The 24,507-nt window shown below is 45.6% G+C and carries 25 protein-coding genes; all 25 read right to left on the bottom strand.

Annotation, left to right across the window (positions count from 1 at the left end; translation table 11 throughout):
- Positions 1-145: 145 nt before the first annotated feature.
- Positions 146-1,264 carry a uroporphyrinogen decarboxylase gene (gene hemE, locus ICV36_RS00125; RefSeq protein WP_215401495.1) on the bottom strand — a complete coding sequence of 373 codons (1,119 nt, stop codon included), beginning with the start codon at positions 1,262-1,264 and terminating at the stop codon, positions 146-148.
- Between the two features lie 9 nt (positions 1,265-1,273).
- Positions 1,274-1,690, bottom strand: coding sequence for a F0F1 ATP synthase subunit epsilon (locus ICV36_RS00120; protein WP_215400578.1), 417 nt, complete (start codon positions 1,688-1,690; stop codon positions 1,274-1,276).
- Between the two features lie 12 nt (positions 1,691-1,702).
- Positions 1,703-3,103: a F0F1 ATP synthase subunit beta gene (gene atpD, locus ICV36_RS00115; protein WP_215400577.1), complete on the bottom strand. Its 1,401-nt coding sequence runs from the start codon at positions 3,101-3,103 to the stop codon at positions 1,703-1,705.
- A gap of 56 nt (positions 3,104-3,159) precedes the next feature.
- Positions 3,160-4,029: a F0F1 ATP synthase subunit gamma gene (atpG, locus tag ICV36_RS00110; RefSeq protein ID WP_215400576.1), complete on the bottom strand. Its 870-nt coding sequence runs from the start codon at positions 4,027-4,029 to the stop codon at positions 3,160-3,162.
- A gap of 17 nt (positions 4,030-4,046) precedes the next feature.
- The gene (gene atpA, locus ICV36_RS00105; protein ID WP_215400575.1) at positions 4,047-5,588 is read right to left on the bottom strand and encodes a F0F1 ATP synthase subunit alpha; all 1,542 of its coding nucleotides are present in this window, start codon (positions 5,586-5,588) and stop codon (positions 4,047-4,049) included.
- 44 nt (positions 5,589-5,632) lie between these two features.
- A complete protein-coding gene (locus ICV36_RS00100) occupies positions 5,633-6,169 on the bottom strand; it encodes a F0F1 ATP synthase subunit delta (RefSeq protein ID WP_215400574.1) in 537 nt (178 codons plus the stop codon).
- Position 6,170: 1 nt separating this feature from the next.
- Positions 6,171-6,641 (bottom strand): F0F1 ATP synthase subunit B, encoded by a 471-nt coding sequence (locus tag ICV36_RS00095; RefSeq protein WP_128112914.1) that lies wholly within the window; start codon positions 6,639-6,641, stop codon positions 6,171-6,173.
- Between the two features lie 63 nt (positions 6,642-6,704).
- A complete protein-coding gene (gene atpE, locus ICV36_RS00090; RefSeq protein WP_011901869.1) occupies positions 6,705-6,971 on the bottom strand; it encodes a F0F1 ATP synthase subunit C in 267 nt (88 codons plus the stop codon).
- Between the two features lie 45 nt (positions 6,972-7,016).
- A complete protein-coding gene (gene atpB, locus ICV36_RS00085) occupies positions 7,017-7,892 on the bottom strand; it encodes a F0F1 ATP synthase subunit A (protein WP_215400573.1) in 876 nt (291 codons plus the stop codon).
- Between the two features lie 40 nt (positions 7,893-7,932).
- Complete coding sequence (locus ICV36_RS00080; protein WP_215400572.1) at positions 7,933-8,424, bottom strand: ATP synthase subunit I; 492 nt, start codon at positions 8,422-8,424, stop codon at positions 7,933-7,935.
- A gap of 70 nt (positions 8,425-8,494) precedes the next feature.
- Entirely contained in the window at positions 8,495-9,385 is an 891-nt protein-coding gene (locus ICV36_RS00075) for a ParB/RepB/Spo0J family partition protein (RefSeq protein WP_215400571.1), read from the bottom strand.
- Positions 9,386-9,405: 20 nt separating this feature from the next.
- Positions 9,406-10,176 (bottom strand): ParA family protein, encoded by a 771-nt coding sequence (locus ICV36_RS00070; protein ID WP_215400570.1) that lies wholly within the window; start codon positions 10,174-10,176, stop codon positions 9,406-9,408.
- Positions 10,177-10,194: 18 nt separating this feature from the next.
- Entirely contained in the window at positions 10,195-10,863 is a 669-nt protein-coding gene (gene rsmG, locus ICV36_RS00065) for a 16S rRNA (guanine(527)-N(7))-methyltransferase RsmG (RefSeq protein ID WP_215400569.1), read from the bottom strand.
- On the bottom strand, positions 10,856-12,778 hold the full coding sequence (gene mnmG, locus ICV36_RS00060; RefSeq protein WP_215400568.1) for a tRNA uridine-5-carboxymethylaminomethyl(34) synthesis enzyme MnmG: 1,923 nt from the start codon (positions 12,776-12,778) through the stop codon (positions 10,856-10,858). Before mnmG ends, rsmG begins: the two co-directional genes overlap by 8 nt.
- 106 nt (positions 12,779-12,884) lie before the next feature.
- On the bottom strand, positions 12,885-13,622 hold the full coding sequence (locus ICV36_RS00055) for a TSUP family transporter (RefSeq protein ID WP_215400567.1): 738 nt from the start codon (positions 13,620-13,622) through the stop codon (positions 12,885-12,887).
- Positions 13,623-13,748: 126 nt separating this feature from the next.
- A complete protein-coding gene (locus tag ICV36_RS00050; RefSeq protein WP_215400566.1) occupies positions 13,749-14,678 on the bottom strand; it encodes a branched-chain amino acid ABC transporter permease in 930 nt (309 codons plus the stop codon).
- A gap of 2 nt (positions 14,679-14,680) precedes the next feature.
- Positions 14,681-15,601 carry a branched-chain amino acid ABC transporter permease gene (locus tag ICV36_RS00045; RefSeq protein ID WP_215400565.1) on the bottom strand — a complete coding sequence of 307 codons (921 nt, stop codon included), beginning with the start codon at positions 15,599-15,601 and terminating at the stop codon, positions 14,681-14,683.
- A gap of 16 nt (positions 15,602-15,617) precedes the next feature.
- Complete coding sequence (locus ICV36_RS00040; RefSeq protein WP_215400564.1) at positions 15,618-16,844, bottom strand: ABC transporter substrate-binding protein; 1,227 nt, start codon at positions 16,842-16,844, stop codon at positions 15,618-15,620.
- A gap of 22 nt (positions 16,845-16,866) precedes the next feature.
- On the bottom strand, positions 16,867-17,571 hold the full coding sequence (locus tag ICV36_RS00035; RefSeq protein WP_215400563.1) for an ABC transporter ATP-binding protein: 705 nt from the start codon (positions 17,569-17,571) through the stop codon (positions 16,867-16,869).
- A complete protein-coding gene (locus tag ICV36_RS00030) occupies positions 17,568-18,335 on the bottom strand; it encodes an ABC transporter ATP-binding protein (protein WP_215400562.1) in 768 nt (255 codons plus the stop codon). The genes ICV36_RS00035 and ICV36_RS00030 overlap by 4 nt, the downstream gene beginning before the upstream one ends.
- A 102-nt stretch (positions 18,336-18,437) precedes the next feature.
- A complete protein-coding gene (locus ICV36_RS00025) occupies positions 18,438-18,656 on the bottom strand; it encodes a DUF3717 domain-containing protein (RefSeq protein ID WP_215400561.1) in 219 nt (72 codons plus the stop codon).
- Positions 18,657-18,667: 11 nt separating this feature from the next.
- On the bottom strand, positions 18,668-19,162 hold the full coding sequence (locus tag ICV36_RS00020) for an SET domain-containing protein (RefSeq protein WP_215400560.1): 495 nt from the start codon (positions 19,160-19,162) through the stop codon (positions 18,668-18,670).
- Between the two features lie 2 nt (positions 19,163-19,164).
- Entirely contained in the window at positions 19,165-21,663 is a 2,499-nt protein-coding gene (gene gyrB, locus ICV36_RS00015) for a DNA topoisomerase (ATP-hydrolyzing) subunit B (protein WP_215400559.1), read from the bottom strand.
- An 11-nt stretch (positions 21,664-21,674) separates the two neighbouring features.
- Entirely contained in the window at positions 21,675-22,790 is a 1,116-nt protein-coding gene (dnaN, locus tag ICV36_RS00010; RefSeq protein ID WP_215400558.1) for a DNA polymerase III subunit beta, read from the bottom strand.
- Positions 22,791-23,053: 263 nt separating this feature from the next.
- Entirely contained in the window at positions 23,054-24,478 is a 1,425-nt protein-coding gene (gene dnaA / locus ICV36_RS00005; protein WP_215400557.1) for a chromosomal replication initiator protein DnaA, read from the bottom strand.
- Positions 24,479-24,507 lie beyond the last annotated feature (29 nt).

Genomic DNA, 24,507 nt, shown 5'->3' with positions numbered 1-24,507 from the left:
TTTTATATATAAATCAGTTACTTACAGCATTATCCGAAAGTGAAATTTTATCTTTACCCGCAATCTCACTGACTTTCGAATTTTGTCGCTATCTGTGCATAACTTTCGCTAAAAATTTTGGCAGGAAGTTAGCAATCACTCAGTATTAAGGCTTTGCCCTGATTGCCCTAGAGCGATTAATAACCGCATCAGCCAGTGCAGTAACACTTTCAGGGGGGGTAAATTGAGAAATGCCGTGGCCCAAGTTAAAAACATGGCCATCCAAAGGATGCAGGCCAGGTTTAAGGGCGGGGGCGCTCGCCAAATCTTCGAGAAGAAGGTTTGCTTGTTCTGCAATTTGTTTTGGCTCTGCGAACAGAATTAGAGGGTCCAAATTACCCTGTAATCCCAAAGGCTTGTTCAAAGATAGCAGTTGTTTTCTTGCGCGACTTAGTGATACGGTCCAATCAATGGCAATCACATCAGCACCAACTTGCGCCATATCATTTAGCCAAATTGCGCCGCCTTTAGTAAACATAATCACCGGAATTTTTCGGCCTTCATGTTCGCGCGGCAACATAGCAATCACTTTTTGCATAGACGCCAAAGACATCTTTTGATACCAACCATCTGGAAGCATTCCGCCCCAAGTATCAAAAATCATCAGCGCTTGCGCACCTGCTTTTACTTGCTCAATTAAATAAGTGGCAACAGATTGCGCATTGATATCGAGAATGTGCCGCATCAAATCAGGGCGACTAAACATCATGGTTTTGGCATGGCGAAAATCGTCTGCGCTGGAGCCATCAACCATGTAGCAAGCCAATGTCCACGGACTTCCCGAAAAACCAATCAATGGAACGCGCTGCTTGCCATCCTGAATCAATGCTTTACGAATTTCAGAGACAGCATCAAATACATATTTGAGCTGCTCCATATCAGCGACACGCAATTTCTTCACGGCCTCTTCAGTACGAAGAGGGTGGTCAAAACTTGGGCCTTCGCCGGCAGTAAATTTGAGGCCCAACCCCATTGCATCGGGGATGGTCAAAATATCAGAGAACAAAATTGCCGCGTCCAATGGATAGCGATCCAAAGGCTGAAGGGTTACTTCAGTAGCATAAGCGGGGGTTTTTGCGAGACCTAAAAAACTTCCCGCTTTAGCGCGCGTAGCATTGTATTCGGGGAGATATCGGCCGGCTTGGCGCATGAGCCAAAGCGGTGTTTGATCAACCGCTTCGCCCAGGCAGGCCTTTAAAAACCGATCATTTAACAGCAAGGAGATGACCGGCTATTACTTTTTACGACGGAAGCGAGCAATAGCTGCCAACTGCGCAGCCGCCATGGCGAACTCAGATTGGGCGAGAGCCAAATCAAAGTCGGTGCCACGATTTTGCATTGCTTCTTCTGCACGCTTCTTAGCTTCAATAGCTTTCGCTTCATCAAGATCATGACCGCGAATAGCAGTATCTGCCAAAACAGTAACGTGATCTGGCTGAACCTCTAAATAGCCACCTGCTACGAAAACAAACTCTTCGTCACCATCTGCTTTTTCAATACGAACTGAGCCTGGACGAATACGTGTAATCAAAGGAGTGTGGCCGCGCAAAATGCCGAGCTCACCACTTTCGCCAGGAAGCGCAACAAACTTGGCTTCCCCGCTAAAAATAGACTGCTCAGTACTTACTACATCGACGCGTATGGTTGACATAATTTCCCTAGATTAAAGCTTCTTGGCTTTCTCGATGGCTTCATCAATTGAGCCCACCATGTAGAACGCTTGCTCAGGCAAGTGATCCAATTCGCCGCTGCAGATCATTTTGAAACCACGGATAGTTTCTTTCAGCGGAACGTATTTGCCTGGTGAACCAGTAAACACTTCAGCAACGTGGAAAGGCTGTGACAAGAAACGCTGAATCTTACGAGCACGTGATACAGCCAATTTGTCTTCTGGAGACAATTCGTCCATACCCAAAATCGCAATAATGTCGCGCAATTCTTTATAACGTTGCAATGTCATCTGTACGTCACGAGCAACTTCATAGTGCTCTTGACCAACCACTTGCGGGTCGAGCTGACGGCTGGTTGAATCCAATGGGTCAACCGCTGGGTAAATACCCAATGCAGCGATGTCACGTGACAACACAACTGTGGAGTCCAAGTGTAAGAAGGTTGTAGCTGGTGATGGATCGGTTAAGTCATCCGCAGGAACGTAAACGGCCTGAATAGAAGTAACGGAACCAGTCTTGGTAGAGGTAATACGCTCTTGCAATTTACCCATCTCTTCAGCCAATGTAGGCTGGTAGCCCACAGCAGAAGGCATACGACCGAGCAACGCAGAAACTTCCGTACCAGCCAATGTGTAACGGTAGATGTTGTCAACGAAGAACAAGATGTCACGACCTTCGTCACGGAAAGCTTCAGCCATTGTCAAACCAGTCAACGCAACGCGCAAACGGTTGCCCGGAGGTTCGTTCATCTGACCAAACACCATCGCCACTTTGTCGATAACGTTAGATTCTTTCATCTCGTGGTAGAAGTCATTACCCTCACGAGTACGCTCACCAACACCAGCAAACACCGACAAACCTGAGTGCTGCTTAGCGATGTTGTTAATCAATTCCATCATGTTCACGGTCTTACCAACACCCGCACCACCGAACAAGCCAACCTTACCGCCTTTAGCGAAGGGACAAACTAAGTCGATAACCTTAATACCGGTTTCGAGCAAGTCAACAGAAGGGGAGAGTTCATCAAACTTCGGTGCTGGTTGGTGAATGGCGCGACGCTCTTCCGTAGCAATCGGACCTGCGTCGTCAATTGGGCGACCCAAAACGTCCATGATGCGACCCAAAGTTGCTGGGCCAACTGGTACAGAAATTGGCTTACCTGTAGATTGCACTTCCATGCCACGACGCAAGCCATCGCTCGCACCCATGGCAATCGCGCGAACTACACCGTCGCCGATTTGTTGCTGAACTTCAAAGGTCAAACCTTTTTCAGCAAATGATTTTTCACCGCTATCAACTAATGTCAATGCATCATAAATGTTTGGCATTTTGTCGCGTGGGAACTGAATGTCCACCACTGGACCGATACACTGCACGATATTTCCGTTACTCATCGCATTTCTCCGCTTTTAATTCCGTAAATTCTTTCGTATTCCTAAATGCTGACCGCTTAAACCGCAGCCGCTCCACCAACAATCTCTGACAACTCTTTGGTAATAGCAGCCTGTCGTGTCTTGTTGTAATCCAATTGCAATTCGCCAATTACGTTCTTCGCATTATCTGAAGCGGCCTTCATAGAGACCATCCGTGCAGACTGCTCAGAAGCCATGTTTTCAGCAACAGCCTGATAAATCATTGCTTCAACGTAACGCTTAAGCAGACCATTCAAAATGGACTCTGCGTCAGGCTCGTAGATGTAATCCCAAGAATTGCCTGTTTTTTCTTCTGGAGTCAAAGCTTCTGCTTCCAAAGGCAAGAGTTTTTCTAAAACAGGCTCTTGTTTCATTGCATTTACAAAGCGGGTGTAAGCCAAATAAACAGCATCTATCTCGCCTCGCTCAAACGCTTCTAATTGGGCGGTAATGGCGCCAATCAAAACATCCAAATGCGGCGTATCGCCAATTTGAATTGTTTGAGAAATGAGTTTTGCTTTTGAGCGATTCAAAAACTGCAAACCTTTTGAACCAATTGCGGTGTACGCAATCTCAACATTTTTTTCCTGCAAATCGCGCACTTGGTTAGCAATCAAACGCAAGACGTTGGTGTTTAAACCACCGCACAGGCCTTTGTCTGTAGTAACCAAAATCGTGCCAACATTCTTCACTTCACGAGTTGCCATGTAAGCAGGGCGGAACTCGGGGTTTGCTTTTGAAAGATTGGCAACAATCTCACGAATTTTTTCAGCATAGGGGCGCGCATTACGCATACGCTCCTGGGCGCGACGCATCTTGGATGCGGCGACCATCTCCATTGCCTTCGTGATCTTGCGCGTGTTTTGCACGCTCTTGATCTTAGATCGTATCTCTTTTGTGCTTGCCATGATTTATGCGAGCCCTCTTAGAAAGAGGCAGAACGCTTGTAATCCTCAATAGCGGCGCGCAAAGCAGCTTCGTCATCTTTGCTCAAGTCTTTGGTTTCTTCGATACGCGCAACTAAGTCAGCGTACTTAGATTTCAAATGATCTTGCAAACCTTTTTCGAAGGCCAATACATTCTTCACTTCGAGATCATCGAAGAAGCCATTATTCACGGCATAGAGAGAAGCGGCCATTTCCCAAACTTGGAGTGGCTTGTATTGCGCTTGCTTACACAATTCAGTAACGCGGCGACCACGCTCGAGCTGCTTGCGAGTTGCTTCGTCAAGATCAGACGCGAACTGAGCGAACGCTGCCAATTCACGATATTGCGCTAAGTCGGTACGAATACCACCAGACAACTTCTTAATCACTTTAGTTTGAGCGGCACCACCAACACGGGACACAGAAATACCGGCGTTAATCGCAGGACGAATACCTGCGTTGAACAAGTCAGTTTCCAAGAAGATCTGACCGTCAGTAATCGAAATCACGTTGGTTGGAACGAATGCAGAAACGTCACCAGCTTGAGTTTCAATAATTGGCAACGCGGTCAAAGAACCGGTTTTGCCTTTTACTGCACCGTTGGTGAACTTCTCAACATACTCAGCATTTACACGAGCAGCGCGCTCAAGCAAGCGTGAGTGGAGGTAGAAAACGTCGCCAGGATAAGCTTCGCGGCCTGGTGGGCGGCGGAGCAACAAAGAGATTTGACGATAAGCAACCGCTTGCTTAGTCAAGTCATCGTAAACAATCAAAGCATCTTCACCGCGGTCGCGGAAGTATTCACCCATGGTGCAACCTGCATATGCAGAGAGGTACTGCATCGCTGCAGACTCAGAAGCACTCGCTGCAACAACAACGGTGTACTCCATCGCGCCCAATTCTGTGAGCTTGCGAACAACGTTAGCAATGGTAGAAGCTTTTTGACCGATAGCTACGTAAACGCAATAAACGCCTTTACCTTTTTGGTTGATGATCGCATCAACCGCAACAGCTGTCTTACCTGTTTGGCGGTCACCAATGATCAACTCACGCTGACCACGGCCAATTGGAACCATCGCATCAATCGCTTTCAAACCAGTTTGTACTGGTTGACTAACGGACTGACGTGCGATAACGCCAGGAGCAACTTTTTCGATAAAGTCTGTCAATTTGGTGTTGATCGGACCTTTGCCATCAATCGGCTGACCGAGTGCATTTACAACGCGACCGAGCAATTCTGGACCAACTGGAACTTCCAAAATGCGGCCCGTACATTTAACTGGATCGCCTTCTTTAATGTGGGTGTATTCACCCAACACTACGGCACCAACAGAATCACGCTCAAGGTTTAATGCGAGGCCGATAGTGTTGTTAGGAAACTCCAACATTTCGCCCTGCATAACGCCTGACAAGCCATGTACGCGGCAAATACCGTCGGTCACTGAAATAACAGTGCCTTCGTTGCGAACTTGGGAGTCAACGCCCAATTCGCTAATTCGGCTTTTGATCAGTTCGCTGATCTCGGAAGGGTTGAGTTGCATTACTTACTCCTGGGTCTTATTTCGTATGTTCTTAATGGGATAACTTATGCGCCAAGACTTGCTTGCATTTGAGCCAGCTGTGCCTTGACAGAACTATCCATCACTTCATCGCCAACTTGAATGCGGACACCGCCAATCAATGCTGGATCAACTTGAATAGTTGGGCGCAATTCTTTACCCCCAAAGCGCTTCTTCAAACTTGACAACAAATCAGATAACGCAGAACCCTCTAAAGGGAATGCGCTAGTAATCATTACTTCTGCTGCACCTTCGCTCTTATTCTTCATTGCTTCAAACTGATGAGCAATCTCTGGAACGGCTGCCAAGCGGTGGTTTTGATTCACAAGATTTAAAAAGCTAGCTACTTTTGGGTCTAGCTTGGTTTTCACCATGCCAGCAAGGAGCTTGCTCAAATCATCAGCAGAAACTTTTGGGTTGTTTGATAAAGCAGCAACTTCTGGCAAAGCAGCAAGCTGTGCCAGTTCGTTTAATTGCTCCAAACATCCAGCAAGCTCAGCTGGCTTAGCGCTTTGAAAAAGCGCTTCCGCATAAGGACGTGCAATGGTGGCTAAATCAGCCATATCAGAGTTCTGCCTTTAGTTGATCAAGCAATTGGCCGTGCGCTTTTGCATCAACTTCACGACGCAAAATTTGCTCAGCACCTTTAACAGCAAGCAGGGCAACTTCAGCACGCAGCACTTCACGTGCGCGAGTAACTTGTTGAGCTGCATCTTGCTGCGCTTGAGAAATGATTCGAGCGGCTTCGGCTTGTGCGTTAGCGCGAATTTCTTCGGCTGACATTTGTGCACGTTTTTCAGCTTCGGCAACGCGTTGAACACCTTCTTGGCGTGCTTTAGTTAATTCTTGCTCAGCTTCATTGCTGGCCAATGCGAGAGCTTCTTTACCGCGCTCGGCAGCAGCTAAACCGTCAGCAATTTTGCTTGAACGCTCATCTAACGCCTTTACTAGCGGTGGCCACACAAAGCGTGCAACAACCCACCATAAGACGAAGAAAACGATCATTTGCGCGAATAGGGTCGCGTTCAGATTCACGATATTCCTTTCAGTATTGTTGAGAACAGTTGGATGACCCGCTGGTCATCCACGCCAAAACAATTACTTAATAACTGCGAGCAGTGGATTTGCGAAAGCAAACAACATTGCAACACCAACGCCGATCAAGAACGCAGCGTCGATCAAACCAGCCAAAAGGAACATCTTAGTTTGGAGTGGCTCCATCAATTCTGGTTGACGTGCACAAGCTTCGATGTATTTGCCGCCCATCAATGCGATACCCAAACAAGCACCGATCGCGCCGAGGCCGATGATGATGCCGATACAGATTGCTGTTGAACCTTGAATAGTTGCTAAAAATGCTTGCATGTTGCTGACTCCTGAAGTTAAAAGAGGTAAGTTAAAAATAAAATCTCAGTGGTGGCTATGTGCTTGCCCGATGTAGACCAAAGTCAGCATCATGAAAATAAAGGCCTGCAACAAAATAACCAAAATGTGGAAGATGGCCCAAGCTGATCCAGCAATAACGTGGCCCACCAATCCGAACAGGGATAAATCTAAATTAAATGTCCATACGCTTCCGAGCAAGGCGATCAACAAGAAAACCAATTCGCCGGCGTACATATTTCCGAAAAGTCGCATTCCCAATGAAACGCCTTTCGCCAAATATTCGATGATGTTCAAAGCAAGGTTGAATGGGGCCAAATACCACTTTGCGCCGAATGGGGCAGAAATGAGTTCATGCAAGAAGCCGCCAACACCCTTTACCTTGAAGCTGTAAAAGAACACCAATACCAATACTGAAAGCGACATGCCCATAGTGGCATTCAAATCCGTCGTAGGAACCAATCTGTGGTGTGGCACATGCACGCCAAAGCTTTCAATGAAATGATTTACACCCAAAACCCAGTCCACTGGAATTAGGTCGAGAGTATTTAAAAGAATGATCCAGAAAAACACGAAGAGTGCGAGTGGCGCAATGAAAGTGCGGTTGCCATGAACAATGCTCTTGGCTTGTGTGTCCACCATTTCAACAATCATTTCCACCAAGCATTGGAAGCGGCCAGGAACGCCAGGGGTTGCGCGACGCGCTGCAATCAACAAAATAAATACTGCTAAGAAGCCCATTAAAGAGGCCCAAAAAATAGTATCTAAATTAATTACGCTGAAATCAATAATGGATCCTTGAGGTCCACCAGAATTGGTGAGATTTTGTAAGTGCTCAGAAATATACGCTGTTGGCGTCATTTGCTCTGCTGCCCCGTGGGCTTGGTGTACTTCGCTAGACATCTCTTCACTAGTCCTTTGTTTCAAACTCAATTGTCACTGCTTAGCGCCACAACCACGCCAGCCATACACACTTCAAGGCAAGCAGGTAAGTCACCAATAAAGGGACCCAAAGCACGCCAGGGACATAAAACGCAATCCCTATAAACAACATCAGGGTCACGGCGATTTTGATAAATTCACCGGAAACTAATGCTGCCAAAAATCTTCCTGGATTCAATCTTTGCGATTTTTTTGCCAACTCTAGTCTGATTAAAAACAAAGTTGTAGGCAAGACGCTAATTAAACCACCTAAAAAGGCCGACTGAGTATAAAGGCTTACCCCTACCGGCTCCCCAAAAATTGACCAAAACACCATGCTGATAGCTGTAATCAGCACCTGGGCCAAAATAATTTTCCATGGCGATAAAGCTCGGTATCTAGCCGCATTCCTTTGCTGCATAGCAGCAATCTCGGCCTTACTGTATACCCGAATGGCCTCTTCGGGCTCATCCCAATCATCCACCTCGGAAAATTGATTTTTTTGAGGAATCAATTTAGCCCCAAAAGTTTAATGTGTGCAGTGCAATATGTCAAAGGATTTGGGGACATTTTTTCTACCTAATTTATGACTCAACGCCCAACTTTTTCAACAAAGAATCCAGCTCATCGAATTGGCTAAAACGAATTCTGAGCTCTCCGCCCTTACCTTTTAACTTAAATTCGGTGCTCAAACCAATTAAATCCGCTATTTCTTGTGTTAAACGCTGCATATCTGGATCGCTGCTTGGAGATGACGCCCCTGGCTTACTTTTTGTTTTTTTATCGCCAATTTGACCACCCGCAATCACCAAGGCAGCGGTCATGCGCTCTGCCTCACGAACCGACAAGCCTTGAGCAGAAATTCTTTGGGCTAAGGCAACCTGACTAGAGCCTGGGAGCGGCAAGAGCGCGCGGGCATGACCCATATCGATATCACCAGCCAATAGCATTGCTTGAACAGGCTTTGCCAACTGCGCGAGGCGCAATAAATTCGTAATCGCACTTCGAGACTTACCGACCGCCTTAGCTGCCTGCTCGTGAGTAAAACCAAACTCTTCAATCAGCCTCGCCAAGCCTTGAGACTCTTCAAGGGGATTTAAGTCCTCACGCTGCATATTTTCAACTAAGGCCATTGCAGCAGCAGCTTGGTCATCTGCACCAGACACCAAAACTGGAACCTCTTTTAAGCCAGCAATTGTGGCCGCACGAAAACGTCTTTCGCCCGCAATAATTTCATATTTGCCGGGCGCAACCAAGCGAACCAGCAACGGCTGCATCACACCTTGTTCGCGAATACTTTCTGCCAATTCTTGTAAAGCACTCGCTTCCATTTTTTGTCGTGGTTGATATTTACCTGCTTGCAACGCTGTGAGCGGCAAACGATTGATATCAGTAGACGGACTTGCTACTTGAGTCTTTTCTCCAAGCAAAGCTTCGAGGCCTCTACCCAATCCTTTTTTCTTAATAGCAACCATGATTTTTTTCTTTCTACAAATTACATGTGTTTGATGCGCTCAACCATCTCGGCGCCAAACTCTAAATAGGCTTTTGCACCGCGCGAAGACTTATCAAAAACAACTCCAGGAAGCCCATAAGATGGAGCCTCGGCCAGACGTACGTTGCGCGGAATAATGGACTTGAAAACTTTGTCGCCGAAGTGTTCAAGCAGTTGATCTGAGACTTGTTGTTGCAATGTCATGCGCGCATCAAACATGACGCGCAGCAAACCAATAATGACTAAATCTGGATTTAAATTTGCGTGCACTTGCTTAATGGTGTTCACCAAATCTGACAAACCCTCCAATGCAAAATATTCACACTGCATCGGAACAATCACACCATTTGCTGCGCACAACCCATTAAGGGTTAACAAAGACAAGGCGGGTGGACAGTCGATCAAAATAAAATCGTAGTCATCAGCCACATGCGCAAGCGCATCCTTCAAACGCACTTCACGCAAATCTAAATCTACCAACTCAATTTCAGCCCCCGCTAAATCGCGATTAGCAGGCAAGACATCGTAGCCAGAGCTCTCACAACGCTGTGCACATTCTTTGACGGTTGCCATGCCAATTAAGACTTGATAGACGCTGGTGTTTAAATCTGCCTTTTCAACTCCAGAACCCATGGTTGCATTGCCCTGGGGGTCTAAATCAACCAACAAAACACGCTGTTTCAATCCAGCCAAGCCTGCGGCCAAATTAACGGCGGTTGTGGTCTTGCCAACGCCACCTTTTTGATTTGCGATACAGAATATTTTTGCCATAGCTACTTTTGCGTTTACTTAAGAGGTGAGGGTGGATTTTCTCATGGGGGCTAGCACCAAAAGGCGTCTCTCCACCGCTAAATTAGGAATACGCAGGGGCTCATCAGCGACCAAGCGCCATTCCTCCATAGAAACATCTTTCATTTCATCGTCTGCACGCTTAGCCTTCATGGCAAATACCAAGCCATCGGGCTTTAGAAAAGGCAGTGACAACTCTAAAAAGCGTGCCAGGTTAGTAAATGCACGCGAAATGACAGCATCAAACTGCGCTGGTTGCTGCACTGCAGCATCTTCTACTCGCTCACAAAGCACTTCAATGTTTTTTAACTTTAACTTTCCGCGCACATGCTGCAAGAATGCCGTCTTTTTACGTATGGCTTCAATCAGTGAAAGCTGCCACTCCCGCTGAATAATCGCAACCGGAATTGCTGGCAAGCCACCACCTGAGCCGAGATCGGCAATCTTGGGTGAGGGGCCCAACAAAAACTGCCTAAGTACAGGTAAAACAGCAATAGAATCAATAAGGTGCAAGCGAACAGAGTCGTTTTCACCCTCGATTGCTGTGAGGTTATGCACCTGATTCCAGCGGCCCATCTCTTGTAAAAACAGCTCTAAATCAGCAATATTGGCTGAGCTTAATTCAAGGCCAAGATCCTCAATTCCTAAAGCAAGAAGCCCCTTACTCATGAGCCTCTTGGGGGCGCCCCAAACCTTTTTTCAAATGCACCAACAAAAGAGAGAGGGCTGCGGGAGTAACTCCTGAAATGCGTCCGGCTTGGCCTAATGTTTCAGGCTTATGCAAATTGAGCTTTTGTTGAACCTCTTTGGACAAGCCAACAACCTGGGAATAATCCAGCCAGCCTGGCAACGGGAACGTCTCATTGTGTTCTTGACGAGCAATTTCGGTCGCTTGACGCTCAATGTAGCCCTGATATTTCACAGAAATCTCTACTTGGTCGCTTATTTGCGCAGCCAGCCCAAGATCTTCATCTAAAGCCACTGGAGCCCACATTCCATCACCCAAGGCAGTAATTGCCTCATAAGTAACGCCTGGGCGCCTTAAAAGCTCCGCCAAACTACATTCATGGGAAAGATCTTGCCCCAATAATTGAGAAACAAAAGGAGCGGCCTCGCTCTTAGGGCCCACCCAAATATTTTGCAAGCGGGATGTTTCACGTGAAACAGCGTCCTGTTTTCTACAAAACACCCCCCAACGATAGTCATCGACCAGACCCAACTCGCGCCCAAGAGCGGTCAAGCGCATATCGGCATTGTCTTCCCGTAAGCTCAGGCGATATTCAGCACGGCTCGTAAACATGCGATAGGGCTCTTGAACCCCGCGAGTAATCAGGTCATCGACCAAAACGCCAATATAGGATTCACTGCGCTTAGGCAACCAAGGCTCTTTACCCTTGGCAGCCAAACCTGCGTTAATTCCGGCCAACATGCCTTGGGCGGCAGCCTCTTCATAACCGGTAGTGCCATTAATCTGGCCGGCAAAATACAAACCGCCAATAACTTTGGTCTCTAGGCTATGGCGCAATTGGCGTGGATCAAAGAAATCATACTCAATCGCATAACCCGGTCGCACGATAACCGCAGACTCCATGCCCCGAATACTACGAACCAAATCCCACTGAACATCAAAGGGGAGGCTGGTCGAAATTCCATTGGGGTAAAACTCATTGGTTGTTAAACCCTCTGGTTCCAAAAAAATCTGGTGACTGTTTCTGGAGGCAAATCGGTAAATCTTATCTTCAATAGATGGGCAGTACCGAGGGCCAACGCCCTCAATCACACCTGTATACATCGGTGAACGATCCAAACCACCACGAATAATGTCGTGGGTACGCTCGTTTGTATGTGAAATCCAGCAGGGAACCTGTTTAGGGTGCTGCTCTGGGCGCCCTAAATAAGAAAATACCGGAACAGGATCTAGATCTCCTGGCTGCTCCTGCATGACTGAAAAATCAATCGTTCTACCATCAATGCGGGGAGGGGTGCCCGTCTTTAATCTACCCTGAGGGAGCTTTAACTCTTTTAGCCTGGCCGACAAAGAAACTGCAGCAGGATCGCCAGCGCGACCACCCGCGTAATTATTTAGGCCAACATGGATCTTTCCGTCCAAGAAGGTGCCCGCAGTAAGGACCACTTTCTTGGCCATAAACTCTAGACCCATTTGGGTTACAACACCCTGAACTTGATCGCCTTTGACCAAAAGATCATCCACAGCCGCCTGAAACAGACTTAAGTTGGGCTGGTTTTCTAGGCGGCGACGGATTGCGGCTTTATATAGAATACGATCGCCCTGGGCGCGGGTCGCACGGACTGCAGGCCCTTTACTCGAGTTGAGAATGCGGAACTGAATGCCAGCCTCATCTGTAGCGGCAGCCATGGCACCACCCATCGCATCTATTTCTTTAACGAGATGGCCTTTACCAATCCCCCCAATAGAGGGATTACAACTCATGGCGCCCAAATTTTCGATACTGTGAGTTATTAATAGAGTGTCACAACCCATGCGAGCAGATGCAAGGGCGGCCTCGGTCCCAGCATGACCGCCGCCAACTACGATGACATCAAAACTTTTGGAATAACGCATGATTTGCCTCTAATAGGGCGATGATCATAGCATTTTGTTTGTTTCACGTGAAACAAAAAATAAGAAAATTTTAAGAAAATCAGTAGTTTATTTATAACTTATTGATTTAATTGATAAAATAAGCATTCCAGGCCGACTTCAATATCAACACACTAACAATAAGCAAAAAAGCCTTTCTCACAAAGGAACTGCCATGCTTAATTGCAAGTCGACTTCCAAACTGACTGCCTGCAACATTGGCGATCATCATTACGAAGCCAAGAGTCCAATTAATTTGCCCCAGACTTGCCAACATTAGGATTGCCGCCAGATTAGTCGCCACATTCACCAATTTCGTAGCAGCGGAGGCATGCAAGAAATCAAAACTAAAAAAGCGCACGAATCCAAATAGCAAAAAGCTGCCGGTACCGGGGCCAAAGAAGCCGTCATAAAAGCCAATTATTAATCCGAGAAATACGGCCTTTGCTTGCTGAAAACGTCCAAGGATTTTTGGTGCATGCGCCTCACCGAGCGAGGGCTGAAACCAGGTGTACAACAAGAGAAATAACAAAACAAATGGTAACGCCTTACGCAAAGGTTCTGCAGGGAAGTTGCTAACCGCATTAGCACCGGCAAGAGACCCAACAAAACCTGCAATGATTGCCGGCAAAACAATCGCCCAAGGCAAAGAGACGTGTCGTAAATATTTTCTTGCGGCATTTAAGGTTCCGCCAACCGCAGAAACCTTATTGGTAGAAAGCAGTGTTGCTGGCGGGGCCTCGGGGTAAGCGGCAAACAGCGCAGGCACTTGAATCAAGCCGCCACCGCCAGCTACAGCGTCCACTAAGCCGGCAAAGAAAGCCATTGCTAAAAGCAACGGCCAAATGAAAATTGAAAATTCGATGAGAGTCTCTTTGTTTTCTTTTTATTTAAATGAGTGTGGCGCTAAACGCGCCACACCAAAAACCAAATAATAAAAGATAAACAAAAACTAGTTTTTGTTTTTATAGTACGCAACAACTTCGCCAACAACGCCGCGACGGAATGCTAAAACGCAAATCACAAAAATGAATCCCGTTGCAATCGTGCTCCAAGATCCAATGTTTGCCAAATAGTTCTGCAAGCCAACAACAATACCTGCGCCAACCACCGGACCCAAAATGGTTCCCATACCGCCAAGCAAAGTCATCAACACCACCTCGCCAGACATATGCCAATGAACATCAGTCAAGGTGGCCAACTGGAACACCAAAGATTTCATGGATCCAGCCAAACCCGAAAGTGCAGCAGAGATAACAAAGGACATTAACTTGAATCGATCAACGTCGTAGCCCAAAGAAATTGCGCGGGGCTCGTTCTCGCGAATTGCCTTGAGAACCTGCCCAAAGGGGGAGTGCACCGCACGCATAATCAAGGCGAAACCAAAAAGGAAAATGGCCAGAACAAAGTAATACATTGCAACGTCATTCTTTAAATCAATCAGGCCAAATAACATGCCACGCGGCACACCCTGAATACCGTCTTCACCGCCAGTAAATGGAAGTTGAACAGCCAAGAAGTAAACCATTTGGGAGAGGGCCAGAGTTACCATCGCAAAATAAATACCTTGTCTGCGAATGGCCAATGAACCAATTAAGAATCCGAGAACGCCAGAACCAACAACGCCCAACACAATTCCCAACTCAGGGGAAAGACCCGCTTCTTTGCAAAGATAAGCGGTGATGTAGGCTGCGGTTCCAAAAAAAGCAGCGTGTCCAAAAGACAATAGGCCGGTAAACCCAAGGAGTAAATTAAATGCACAGGCAAAAAGGGCGAAACATAAGACCTTCATTGCAAACACTAAATAGATGAAATCCTGAAACGGCAACAACAGAGCAATTAAAACCAAAATGCCATATAGAAGTTTTGTTTTTGGATTCATGCTTATTTCTCCCGCCCAAATAGTCCAGCAGGACGAATCAATAAAACAATTGCCATGATCACAAAAATCACGACTCCAGATGCCTCTGGATAAAAGACTTTAGTGAGACCTTCAACAAGGCCCAAAGCCAGACCAGTAAGAATGGCGCCCATAATAGAGCCCATTCCACCAATCACCACCACCGCAAAAACTACGATGATCAAGTTCGAACCCATCAATGGATTAACTTGAAAAATTGGGGCGGCTAAAACACCAGCAAAACCAGCAAGACCAACGCCGTAGGCATAGGCCAAAGAAATCATGAGCGGAACATTAATGCCAAATGCCTGAAGTAATTTGGGGTTTTCGGTTCCAGCGCGAAGGTAGGCGCCCAATTTGGTTCGCTCAATAACATACCAAGTTGAGAAACAAACCACCAAAGAAACAATCACAACCCAAACACGATACTTTGGCAAGATAATGCCGATAGACTCTAGCGGGATGGCGCCCTGCAAAATCTCTGGGGCTGGATAGCTCTCGCCAGAAATTCCATACCAGTGACGGAACATGCCCTCAATAATGAGCGCCAAACCAAATGTCAGCAACAAGCCATATAAGTGATCCAGGTGATACAAGCGGCGCAACATAGTGCGTTCGAGGATCAAACCAAATCCCGCCAACACTAGCGGCACAACAATAAGCGCAAACCAATAATTAATAGATAGCTCTGGAAAGCCAAGCCATTGGCTAATCTGGGTAAGCCCAATCCAGGCAATAAATGCGCCCATGGTGTATTGAGCGCCATGTGCAAAATTAATAATGTTGAGAAGGCCAAAAATGATGGCCAATCCCAAACTTAATATGGCATAAAAAGAGCCATTAATAAGCCCCACCAAGAGCTGGGCAACCAGCCCTTGAGGGGTAATTCCAAGAAGTTCAAACATACTAGATAGAGATCAATTACTTGTTAGTAACCAACTTGCATCGTGACAATGAAAGTGGTTGTGTTGCTTCGGCAGCAGGAATCACAGCCTTAACGTTGTAATAGTCCCATGGGCTCTTAGAGTCCGCTGGCTTCTTCACTTCTAGCAAATACATGTCATGCTCAAACTTACCGTCAGCACGAATCTTGCCTTTGAAAAGACCGTCATCAATATTGGTAGACTTCAAAGCCTTCATAACAGCTTGGGTATCATCAGTGCCCGCTTTTTGCACAGCATTTAAATAGGCAAGAACGGATGAGTAAACGCCAGCCTGAACGCTAGAAGGCATACGCTTGTGTTGCAAGATGAAACGTTTTGCAAAAGCGCGAGTCTTGTCATCTTTATCCCAGTAGAAGCCCTCTGTGAGGTACATACCTTGGGCGGCATTCAAACCTAGTGAGTGAACATCAGTAATAAACATTAACAAAGGCACAACGGTTTGTTTCTTGTTAATACCAAACTCAGAGGCTTGTTTAACACTATTAATCGTGTCTTGACCGGCGTTTGCCAATGCAACAACATCAGCGCCACTGGCTTGAGCCTTCAAGAGGTAGGAAGAAAAGTCGCTATTTGGAAATGGGTGCTTGCTGGTTCCCAAAACCTTACCGCCATTGGCATTAACAACGTTAGTTGAGTCTTTCTCAAGCGCAGCGCCAAAGGCATAGTCAGCAGTAATAAAGTACCAGTTCTTTTTGCCCTGTTTTACAACAGCCTTCGCCGTACCATTTGATAGCGCATAGGTGTCATAGGTCCAATGAACGTTATTGGCAGTGCATTTCTCGTTGGTAATTGGCAAAGAGGCCGCACCAGAAACCAAGGTGATCTTGTTCTTTTGTTCGGCAACTTCCATTACAGCCAAAGCAACATTGGTTGAAACCAATTCAACAATAACGTCTACGCCGTCTTTGTCATACCATTCACGCGCTTTATTAGCAGCAATGTCGGCTTTATTTTGATGGTCAGCACTAACGAGCTCGATCTTTTTGCCAATCACCGTTCCATCTTTGGAAAAATCGGCAATTGCCATCTTTGCGGCAATTACAGCGCCGGGACCGGCTAAATCAGAATAAGTGGAAGAAAGATCGGTTAAGACACCAATCTTAATCACATCACCACTAACTTTTGGTGCGCTTTGTGCAAACACTGGGTTTGAAGCGAACATGGTCGCTGCAACCAGACCTGCGGTTATCTGCTTTAACTTCATTGCTGTCTCCTATAGAAATCCACTAAACACCAAGATACTCATTTAATAAAGCCGCTTTTTCAGCTAACTCACTTTGATTTACCACCTCAACCACATTTCCGTGCTCAACCACATAATGTCGATCAGCCAAAGGCGCTGCAAAACGGAAATTTTGTTCAACCAACACAATTGTGAAGCCTTTGTTGCGCAAGCTGGTAACAACCTCGCCGAGTTTTTGGACAATCACAGGGGCCAAGCCTTCAGTAATCTCGTCCAACAACAATAATTTGGCACCAGTTCTTAGGATTCGAGCCATTGCGAGCATTTGCTGCTCACCGCCAGATAAGCGTGTACCCGGGCTATTTCTTCTCTCGTAGAGATTGGGGAACATTTCATAAATCTCATCCAAGCCCATACCACCAGGAGCAATTTCCGGCAAAAGCAATAAATTCTCTTCGGTACTTAAGCTAGCAAAAATTCCACGCTCTTCTGGGCAAAACCCAACACCCAAGCGCGCAATCTTGTAAGTGGGCATTGAAATTGTTTGTGTGCCGTAAATCTCTACCGAACCAGTTCTCTTGCTGGTTAAACCCAAAATCGTTTTTAGAATAGTGCTTCGTCCAGCACCATTTCTTCCTAACAGAGTAACAACCTCACCATCACGCACTGCAAAATTCACGCCGTGCAATATATGAGATTCGCCATACCAAGATTCTAAATTTTTAACCTCTAGCGCCATGGTGCTCATAGGTTGTCTCCCCCATGGCTACCCATATAAGCCTCAACAACCAATGGGTTGTTTGAAACCTCGTGATAAGAGCCCTCAGCAAGAACCGAACCTCGCTGCAAAACAGTAATGCGATCAGCAATTGAAGAAACCACCTTCATATTGTGCTCAACCATCAAAATAGTACGGCCCTTGGCTACACGATCAATCAATTCGGTTACGCGCTCCACATCCTCGTGGCCCATGCCTTGTGTGGGCTCATCTAAAAGCATCAACTCGGGCTCCATTGCCAAAGTTGTCGCAATCTCGAGCGCCCTTTTACGGCCATAAGCCAGGTTTAAGGTTTCCTCATTGGCAAAACCCTCTAAGCCAACCTCATGTAGGAGCTCCAAAGCACGCTCATTAAGTATGTTTAATGAACTGCCAGATTTCCAGAAATGAAACTCTGTGCCCAATCCTCGCTGCAGTGCAACACGAACATTTTCAAGGACGGTCAAGTGCGGGAATACAGCTGAAATTTGAAAAGAGCGAATAACCCCACGACGGGCAATTTGGGCAGGGGCCTCATTGGTAATGTCAAACCCATTAAACAAGATTTGTCCACTACTTGGCTCCAAGAATTTGGTTAGCAAATTAAAGCAGGTGGTCTTACCCGCCCCATTAGGCCCAATCAAAGCGTGGATAGTTCCCCGCGTGACATTCAAGTTCACATCGGTAACAGCAGAAAACCCCTTAAAGGATTTTCCTAGTCCTATTGTTTTTAATATTGTTTCTTGCAATCTCATACCCTCTAGCTCCTAATTGGGAGCAAGAATATGAGGATACCCCAAGATAGCTTTGCTATATATAGCAATAACCCTAAACAATTAATACTTACGAAAGACGGCTTATTGGGAGATTTTTTGAAATTGTTGGATTGCCGATCGAGCCAATTCATCCAATACATCCACCGGCACTCGCTGGGCGCCTTGAACAATCATGAGTGCATATGGTTTAGCTAGCGCCGCCGCCTCTGGACAGAGGCGTAGCTCATCACCCGCCGAGGGAGACTGGCTGCGCCAGTAATTAATCGCAGCTTCCAATTCTTGGATTGTTACAAACAACATAGAAACTGCTTTTATTTTTCTTTAATTGCTAGCATGGTCCCGCGGCATTTTTTAGCGCCGCAACGACACTCGTAATCTTTTTTCATTTGCTTGGTAATTTTTCCCTCAATATCGAGAGAGTAGTCATAAAACAACTCTTCCCCAACCTTGAGGGCGCGTTTAGCATAAATAAACACCCTTGGTTCACCATCAAAACTATCTTCACGAGTTTCGCAAATAGGTTTACAAGAGTGGTTAATCCAGCGCGCAGCGTTTCCGCCGTATTTCGCATCAATCACACGGCCATCTTCTAGTGAAAAATAGAAGGTGTGATTTGGGTCTTTGGGGTCGTGTGGATGGCGCTTTTGGGCTAACTTCCAACTAATACGCTCCCCTTTGTACTCAATGATTGCTTGGCCCTTTTTAATTGGCTTTGCAACAAAAACTCCTTTGCCATGAATGGGGGAGGATTTAACAACAATAGAAGAGCGATCCACCTTTGGTGGCTTTAGTTTTTTAGCTGTCATTTTTAAACGTCTAGGTTGCGAGCAATAAGGGCATTCCGTTCAATGAACGCACGACGAGGCTCAACCTCATCCCCCATAAGTGTTGTAAAGACTTGGTCGGCAGCAATTGCATCTTCAATTTTGACTTGCAATAACGTTCTAGAGTTTGCATCCATGGTGGTTTCCCACAACTGGGATGGATTCATCTCACCAAGGCCTTTGTAACGCTGACGACTTAATACACGCTCCGCTTCAGACAACAACCATGCAAAGGCAGCCCTAAAGTCACTAACCGTTTGTTCTTTTTGATTTTTATCTGGATCACCGCGACGGATCTTGGAGCCCGCAACCACTTTGCCAGATAAAACTGCCGCAGCATTCGCAAGGCTTTGATAGTCATCGCCGTGAACAAAGTCAGAGTTAATGGTGGACAACTTTAGGTTTCCGTGGATGCGACGTGACAATAACAGGCGGAATCGTTCCGTACGATCCTCTTTTTGCACAATAATTTCTGGTGGCAAAGCTAGAGGATTTAAAGAGTCCGCTAGCGCCTGCCTTAAACGATTAGCAGATTCGTTGGCTGATTTTTCTGTATCTAAATTTAGCGGTGTTCCCGAGGCAATGGCACGCAAAGCGTCTTCATCTATAGTCCGCGATAGTCGGTCCACAATAGATTGAATCACTTGGTAATGTTTTGCCAACTCATTTAGCGCTTCACCCTCAATCACCTCACCCGCTGGTGTCTGCAAAGATGCAGTTTCTAAGGCAATTTTTAATAGCAATTGATTTAACTCATTGTCGTCTTTAATATACTGCTCGCTTTTGCCAAACTTCACTTTATAAAGGGGTGGTTGAGCAATATAAATGTGTCCGCGCTCAATCAATTCTGGCATTTGTCTATAGAAGAAAGTTAATAACAGCGTTCGAATGTGGCTGCCATCGACGTCCGCGTCGGTCATAATGATGATGCGGTGATAGCGCAACTTATCCGCCTTATATTCTTCAATTCCAATACCGGTGCCAAGAACAGTAATTAAAGTAACCACCTCTTGGCTGGCCAACATTTTGTCAAAGCGCGCCTTTTCAACGTTCAGAATTTTTCCTTTTAATGGAAGAATTGCTTGAAAACGGCGATCACGCCCCTGTTTTGCAGAACCCCCCGCAGAGTCACCCTCGACAATAAACAATTCGGATTTGGATGGGTCCTTTTCTTGGCAATCCGCCAACTTACCGGGTAGACCCAAACCATCTAATGCGCCCTTACGGCGAGTCATATCGCGCGCTTTGCGAGCTGCCTCACGAGCGCGGGCAGCATCGACAATTTTCCCGCACAAAATTTTGGCGTCTGCTGGGCGCTCCTGGAGATATGTACTCAAAGCTTCAGCAACAATTTCCTCAACCGGTCCCCGAACCTCGCTGGATACCAATTTGTCTTTGGTTTGGCTGGAAAATTTTGGTTCAGGTACTTTTACAGATAAAACACATGCTAAGCCTTCACGCATGTCGTCACCGGAAATTTCTACCTTTGCTTTTTTAGCAACCTCGTTTTCATCAATATATTTATTAATGACCCGGGTCATTGCCGCACGCAATCCGGTTAAGTGTGTACCACCATCGCGCTGGGGAATATTGTTGGTAAAACAAAGCACTTGCTCACTAAAACTGTCATTCCACTGCATTGATACTTCAGCGGTAATTTGCCCGCCCAAATCAGAGGAACGAACACCTTCAGCATAAAAAATGTTTGGGTGTAAAACGTTTTTGGTTTGATTGATGTATTCAACAAACCCTTTAACACCTCCAGAAAAGGCGAAATCCTCTTCTTGACCAGTACGTTGATCAATGAGTTTGATGTGAACACCATTATTAAGAAATGACAGCTCACGAATACGCTTAACTAAGATTTCATAATGAAACTCAACGTTTCCAAAAATTTCTTCGTCAGCTAAAAAATGAACTTCAGTTCCAGAAAGCTCGGTATCACCAGTAACCGTTATAGGAGAAACTAAGACACCGTCTTCATCGACAACATTACGGTTTTGAATAACCCCGCGCGCAAATTCCATGTAATGCGCCTTACCATTCCGACGAATAGTTAGCTTGAGCCATTTGGATAGTGCATTTACACAACTCACACCTACACCATGTAGTCCACCAGAAACCTTATAACTATTTTGGTCAAACTTACCACCTGCATGAAGCTCTGTCATTACGATTTCAGCAGCACTGCGTTTTGGCTCGTGCTTGTCATCATATTTAATGCCTGTGGGAACGCCTCGGCCGTTATCAACAATAGAAATGGAATTATCGGTTTGAATAACTACCGTAATCTCAGAACAATATCCCGCTAAAGCCTCATCAATGGAGTTATCTAAAACTTCAAACACAAGGTGATGCAAGCCAGTTCCATCAGAGGTGTCTCCAATGTACATGCCAGGACGTTTACGAACAGCTTCAAGACCCTCTAGGATTTGAATCGATGCGGCGCCATACTGCTCTACTACTTTTTTTTCTTCAGTCATTTTTTTCTAAGTTAAATACGCATTGGCATAACAACATACTTAAAGCTCTCTGAGCCAGGCAGAGTAATTACAGCGCTGCTATTTGCATCACCTAAACTAATTTGAATTTTTTCGTTTTTGAGGTTTGATAAAACATCCAACAAATAACTAACGTTAAACCCTATCTCCACAGCATCGCCGGCATACTCGGTTTCAATCTCCTCTTGCGCCTCTTCTTGCTCGGCGTTGGTTGACTGAATTGTGATGCGATTGGGCGACAAAGAGAAACGAACACCTTTAAATTTATCAGTCGTCAGGATTGCGGCGCGCTGCAAGGCAGATTGCAAAGTATCGCGACCAACCACTAATGCATTTTTTTGTCCCTTTGGAATCACCCTCTGAAAGTCAGGGAACTTTCCTTCAACCAATTTTGAAATTAACTCAATATCGCCAAATGAAAGTTTCACTTGATTTGCAGTCAAGCTAATTTCTAGCAGCTCATCAGAATCTTCCAATAAATGTTGGCACTCTAGAATTGTTTTACGGGGAATAATAATTTCTTGTTTTTGACCAGAGCCAGATGGGGCCTCAGCCAGCTCCACCTGAGAATAAGCAAGGCGGTGACCATCAGTTGCAACCGCAACAACTTCCTTACCCTCGATCACTAGCAACATACCATTAAGGTAGTAGCGAATATCTTGTTGGGCCATTGAAAAATGCACTTGACTAATTAATTGTCGGAAGCTTTTTTGAGACATCTTCCATGCAGCAGTTACTTCACCAACGCTTTGCATCACAGGGAATTCAGTTGCAGACAGGGTTTGTAAAGAAAAGCGGCTTTTACCGCTTTGAACAACCATCTTATTGTCTTTAAGATTTAAAGATACCGGGCCCTCTGGTAAAGCGCGCAAGATATCAAGTAATTTTCTTGCAGCAACAGTAGTGGTGACATCTTCAGCACCAACACCAAAATTAGCATTTGTTGTAATCTGGATTTCAATGTCGGTAGAGATAAACGAAACCTTTTCACCGACTTTTTTAAACAACAAGTTCGCCAAAATAGGTAGCGTATGCCTACGTTCAACAATTCCACTAACAACCTGAAGTGGTTTAAGTAGGCTATCGCGAGAAGTGTTAACGAGTTGCATTGCTTTTAAATCCTTGTATATATCTTAGTAGTAATAGTAATAAGGGTTTGAAGTTCCGTGGATAAGTCAAAAACTCCCTATAAAACAAAATCTTGAAGACCAAAAAACCTGTGGAAAACTCTTGTATAAACGCTGTATAAAAAGGGGATAACTTTTTACTAACACCCTATTTTTGCATGAAGCCGACGGTTTCCACAATTTATCCACATCTAATTCACAAACTTATCCTAGGGGTTGTCCACAAACTTATCCACAAACAAAAATTACGCCTTTAAAGTTTGCTCAATCACATGAATTTCATGGTTTAGTTGTCCATCGTGAGCGCGTTCATCAGCAATCTTTCGAACGGCATGCAAAACGGTAGTGTGGTCCCTACCCCCAAATAACTCTCCAATCTCTGGGAGACTCTTTTGAGTGAGTTCTTTAGCCATAAACATAGCTATTTGACGGGGCCTTGCAATATTGGCCGGACGTTTTTTGGAGTACATGTCCGCAACCTTGATGCTATAAAAATCGGCTACAGCTTTTTGGATATTTTCGACCGAGATTTGACGGTTTTGGATAGAGAGGAGATCTTTCAATGCGGTCCTTGCAACCTCAATCGTTACCTCGCGCCCATGAAAGCGCACAAAAGCCAAAATTTTCCTTAAAGCCCCCTCTAATTCACGAACATTTGATCGCAGGTGTTTTGCTACAAAGAAGGCAACATCCTCGCTCATTGGAATCCCCTCGTTAATAGCTTTCTTCATCAAAATAGCTACACGCATTTCAAGTTCGGGTGGCTCAATAGCAACCGTTAAACCTGAATCAAACCGAGAAATGAGGCGATCATCAATTCCCGCCATCTCTTTTGGGTAGGTGTCGCTGGTAATGATGACCTGAGCCTTATTGCTTAATAAAGCCTCAAAAGCATAGAAAAACTCTTCTTGCGTTCTGGATTTACCACTAAAAAACTGAATATCGTCTATTAACAATAGGTCCAGGGAGTGGTAGTAGCGCTTAAAACGATCAAAAGCCTTTTGTTGATAGGCGCGCACCACATCAGACACATACTGTTCTGCGTGGATATAACGGATTCTGGCGTTTGGCTTTTCTTTTAAAAGGTGATTGCCGATAGCATGAATTAAGTGGGTTTTGCCTAGCCCAACACCCCCATACAAAAACATGGGGTTATAGGATGTTCCCGGGTTGTGCGCTACCTGAATAGAGGCCGCTCTAGCCAATTGATTGGCCTTACCGGTTACAAAAGTCTCAAAGGTGAGGTTTGGGTTTAGTTTTGAGTGATCCTCAATCTCAAAAGCACTTTCTTCAACCGAAATATTGGGCTCATTGGCCTCGATCAAGACAACTTTTTCTATGGGCTCACCAACACTTATGGCTGCCACCACGTTGTTGGTGACACCCTCAGCTAAGGTAAAGCCGACGTTAATGGGGCGCCCAAAATACTGGGATGCCAGCTCTTGAAAGCGGTCAGCGAATGTCTTTTTAATCCAATCGAGCTTAAAGCGGTTGGGAGCTCCAATTGTTAGTGAGTCATCACTCTCAACAAAAGACAATAATGTAAGGGGTTGAATCCATGTTTTAAACTGTTGGGGCGACAGTTCACGGGATAAAATGCCAATAGCATCATCCCAAAATCCCAGTGGGCTAATTGAATTCAAGGCGGGGGGATTGTGTAAGTTGCTCATATTTTTGGAGGATCCATTGTAGCGATGCT

This window comes from Polynucleobacter sp. MWH-UH35A, from assembly GCF_018687075.1.
In the GTDB taxonomy this organism is placed as follows: Bacteria; Pseudomonadota; Gammaproteobacteria; order Burkholderiales; family Burkholderiaceae; genus Polynucleobacter.
The sequence above is the reverse complement of the archived record's forward strand: the minus strand, read 5'-3'. Positions and strand labels throughout refer to the sequence as shown.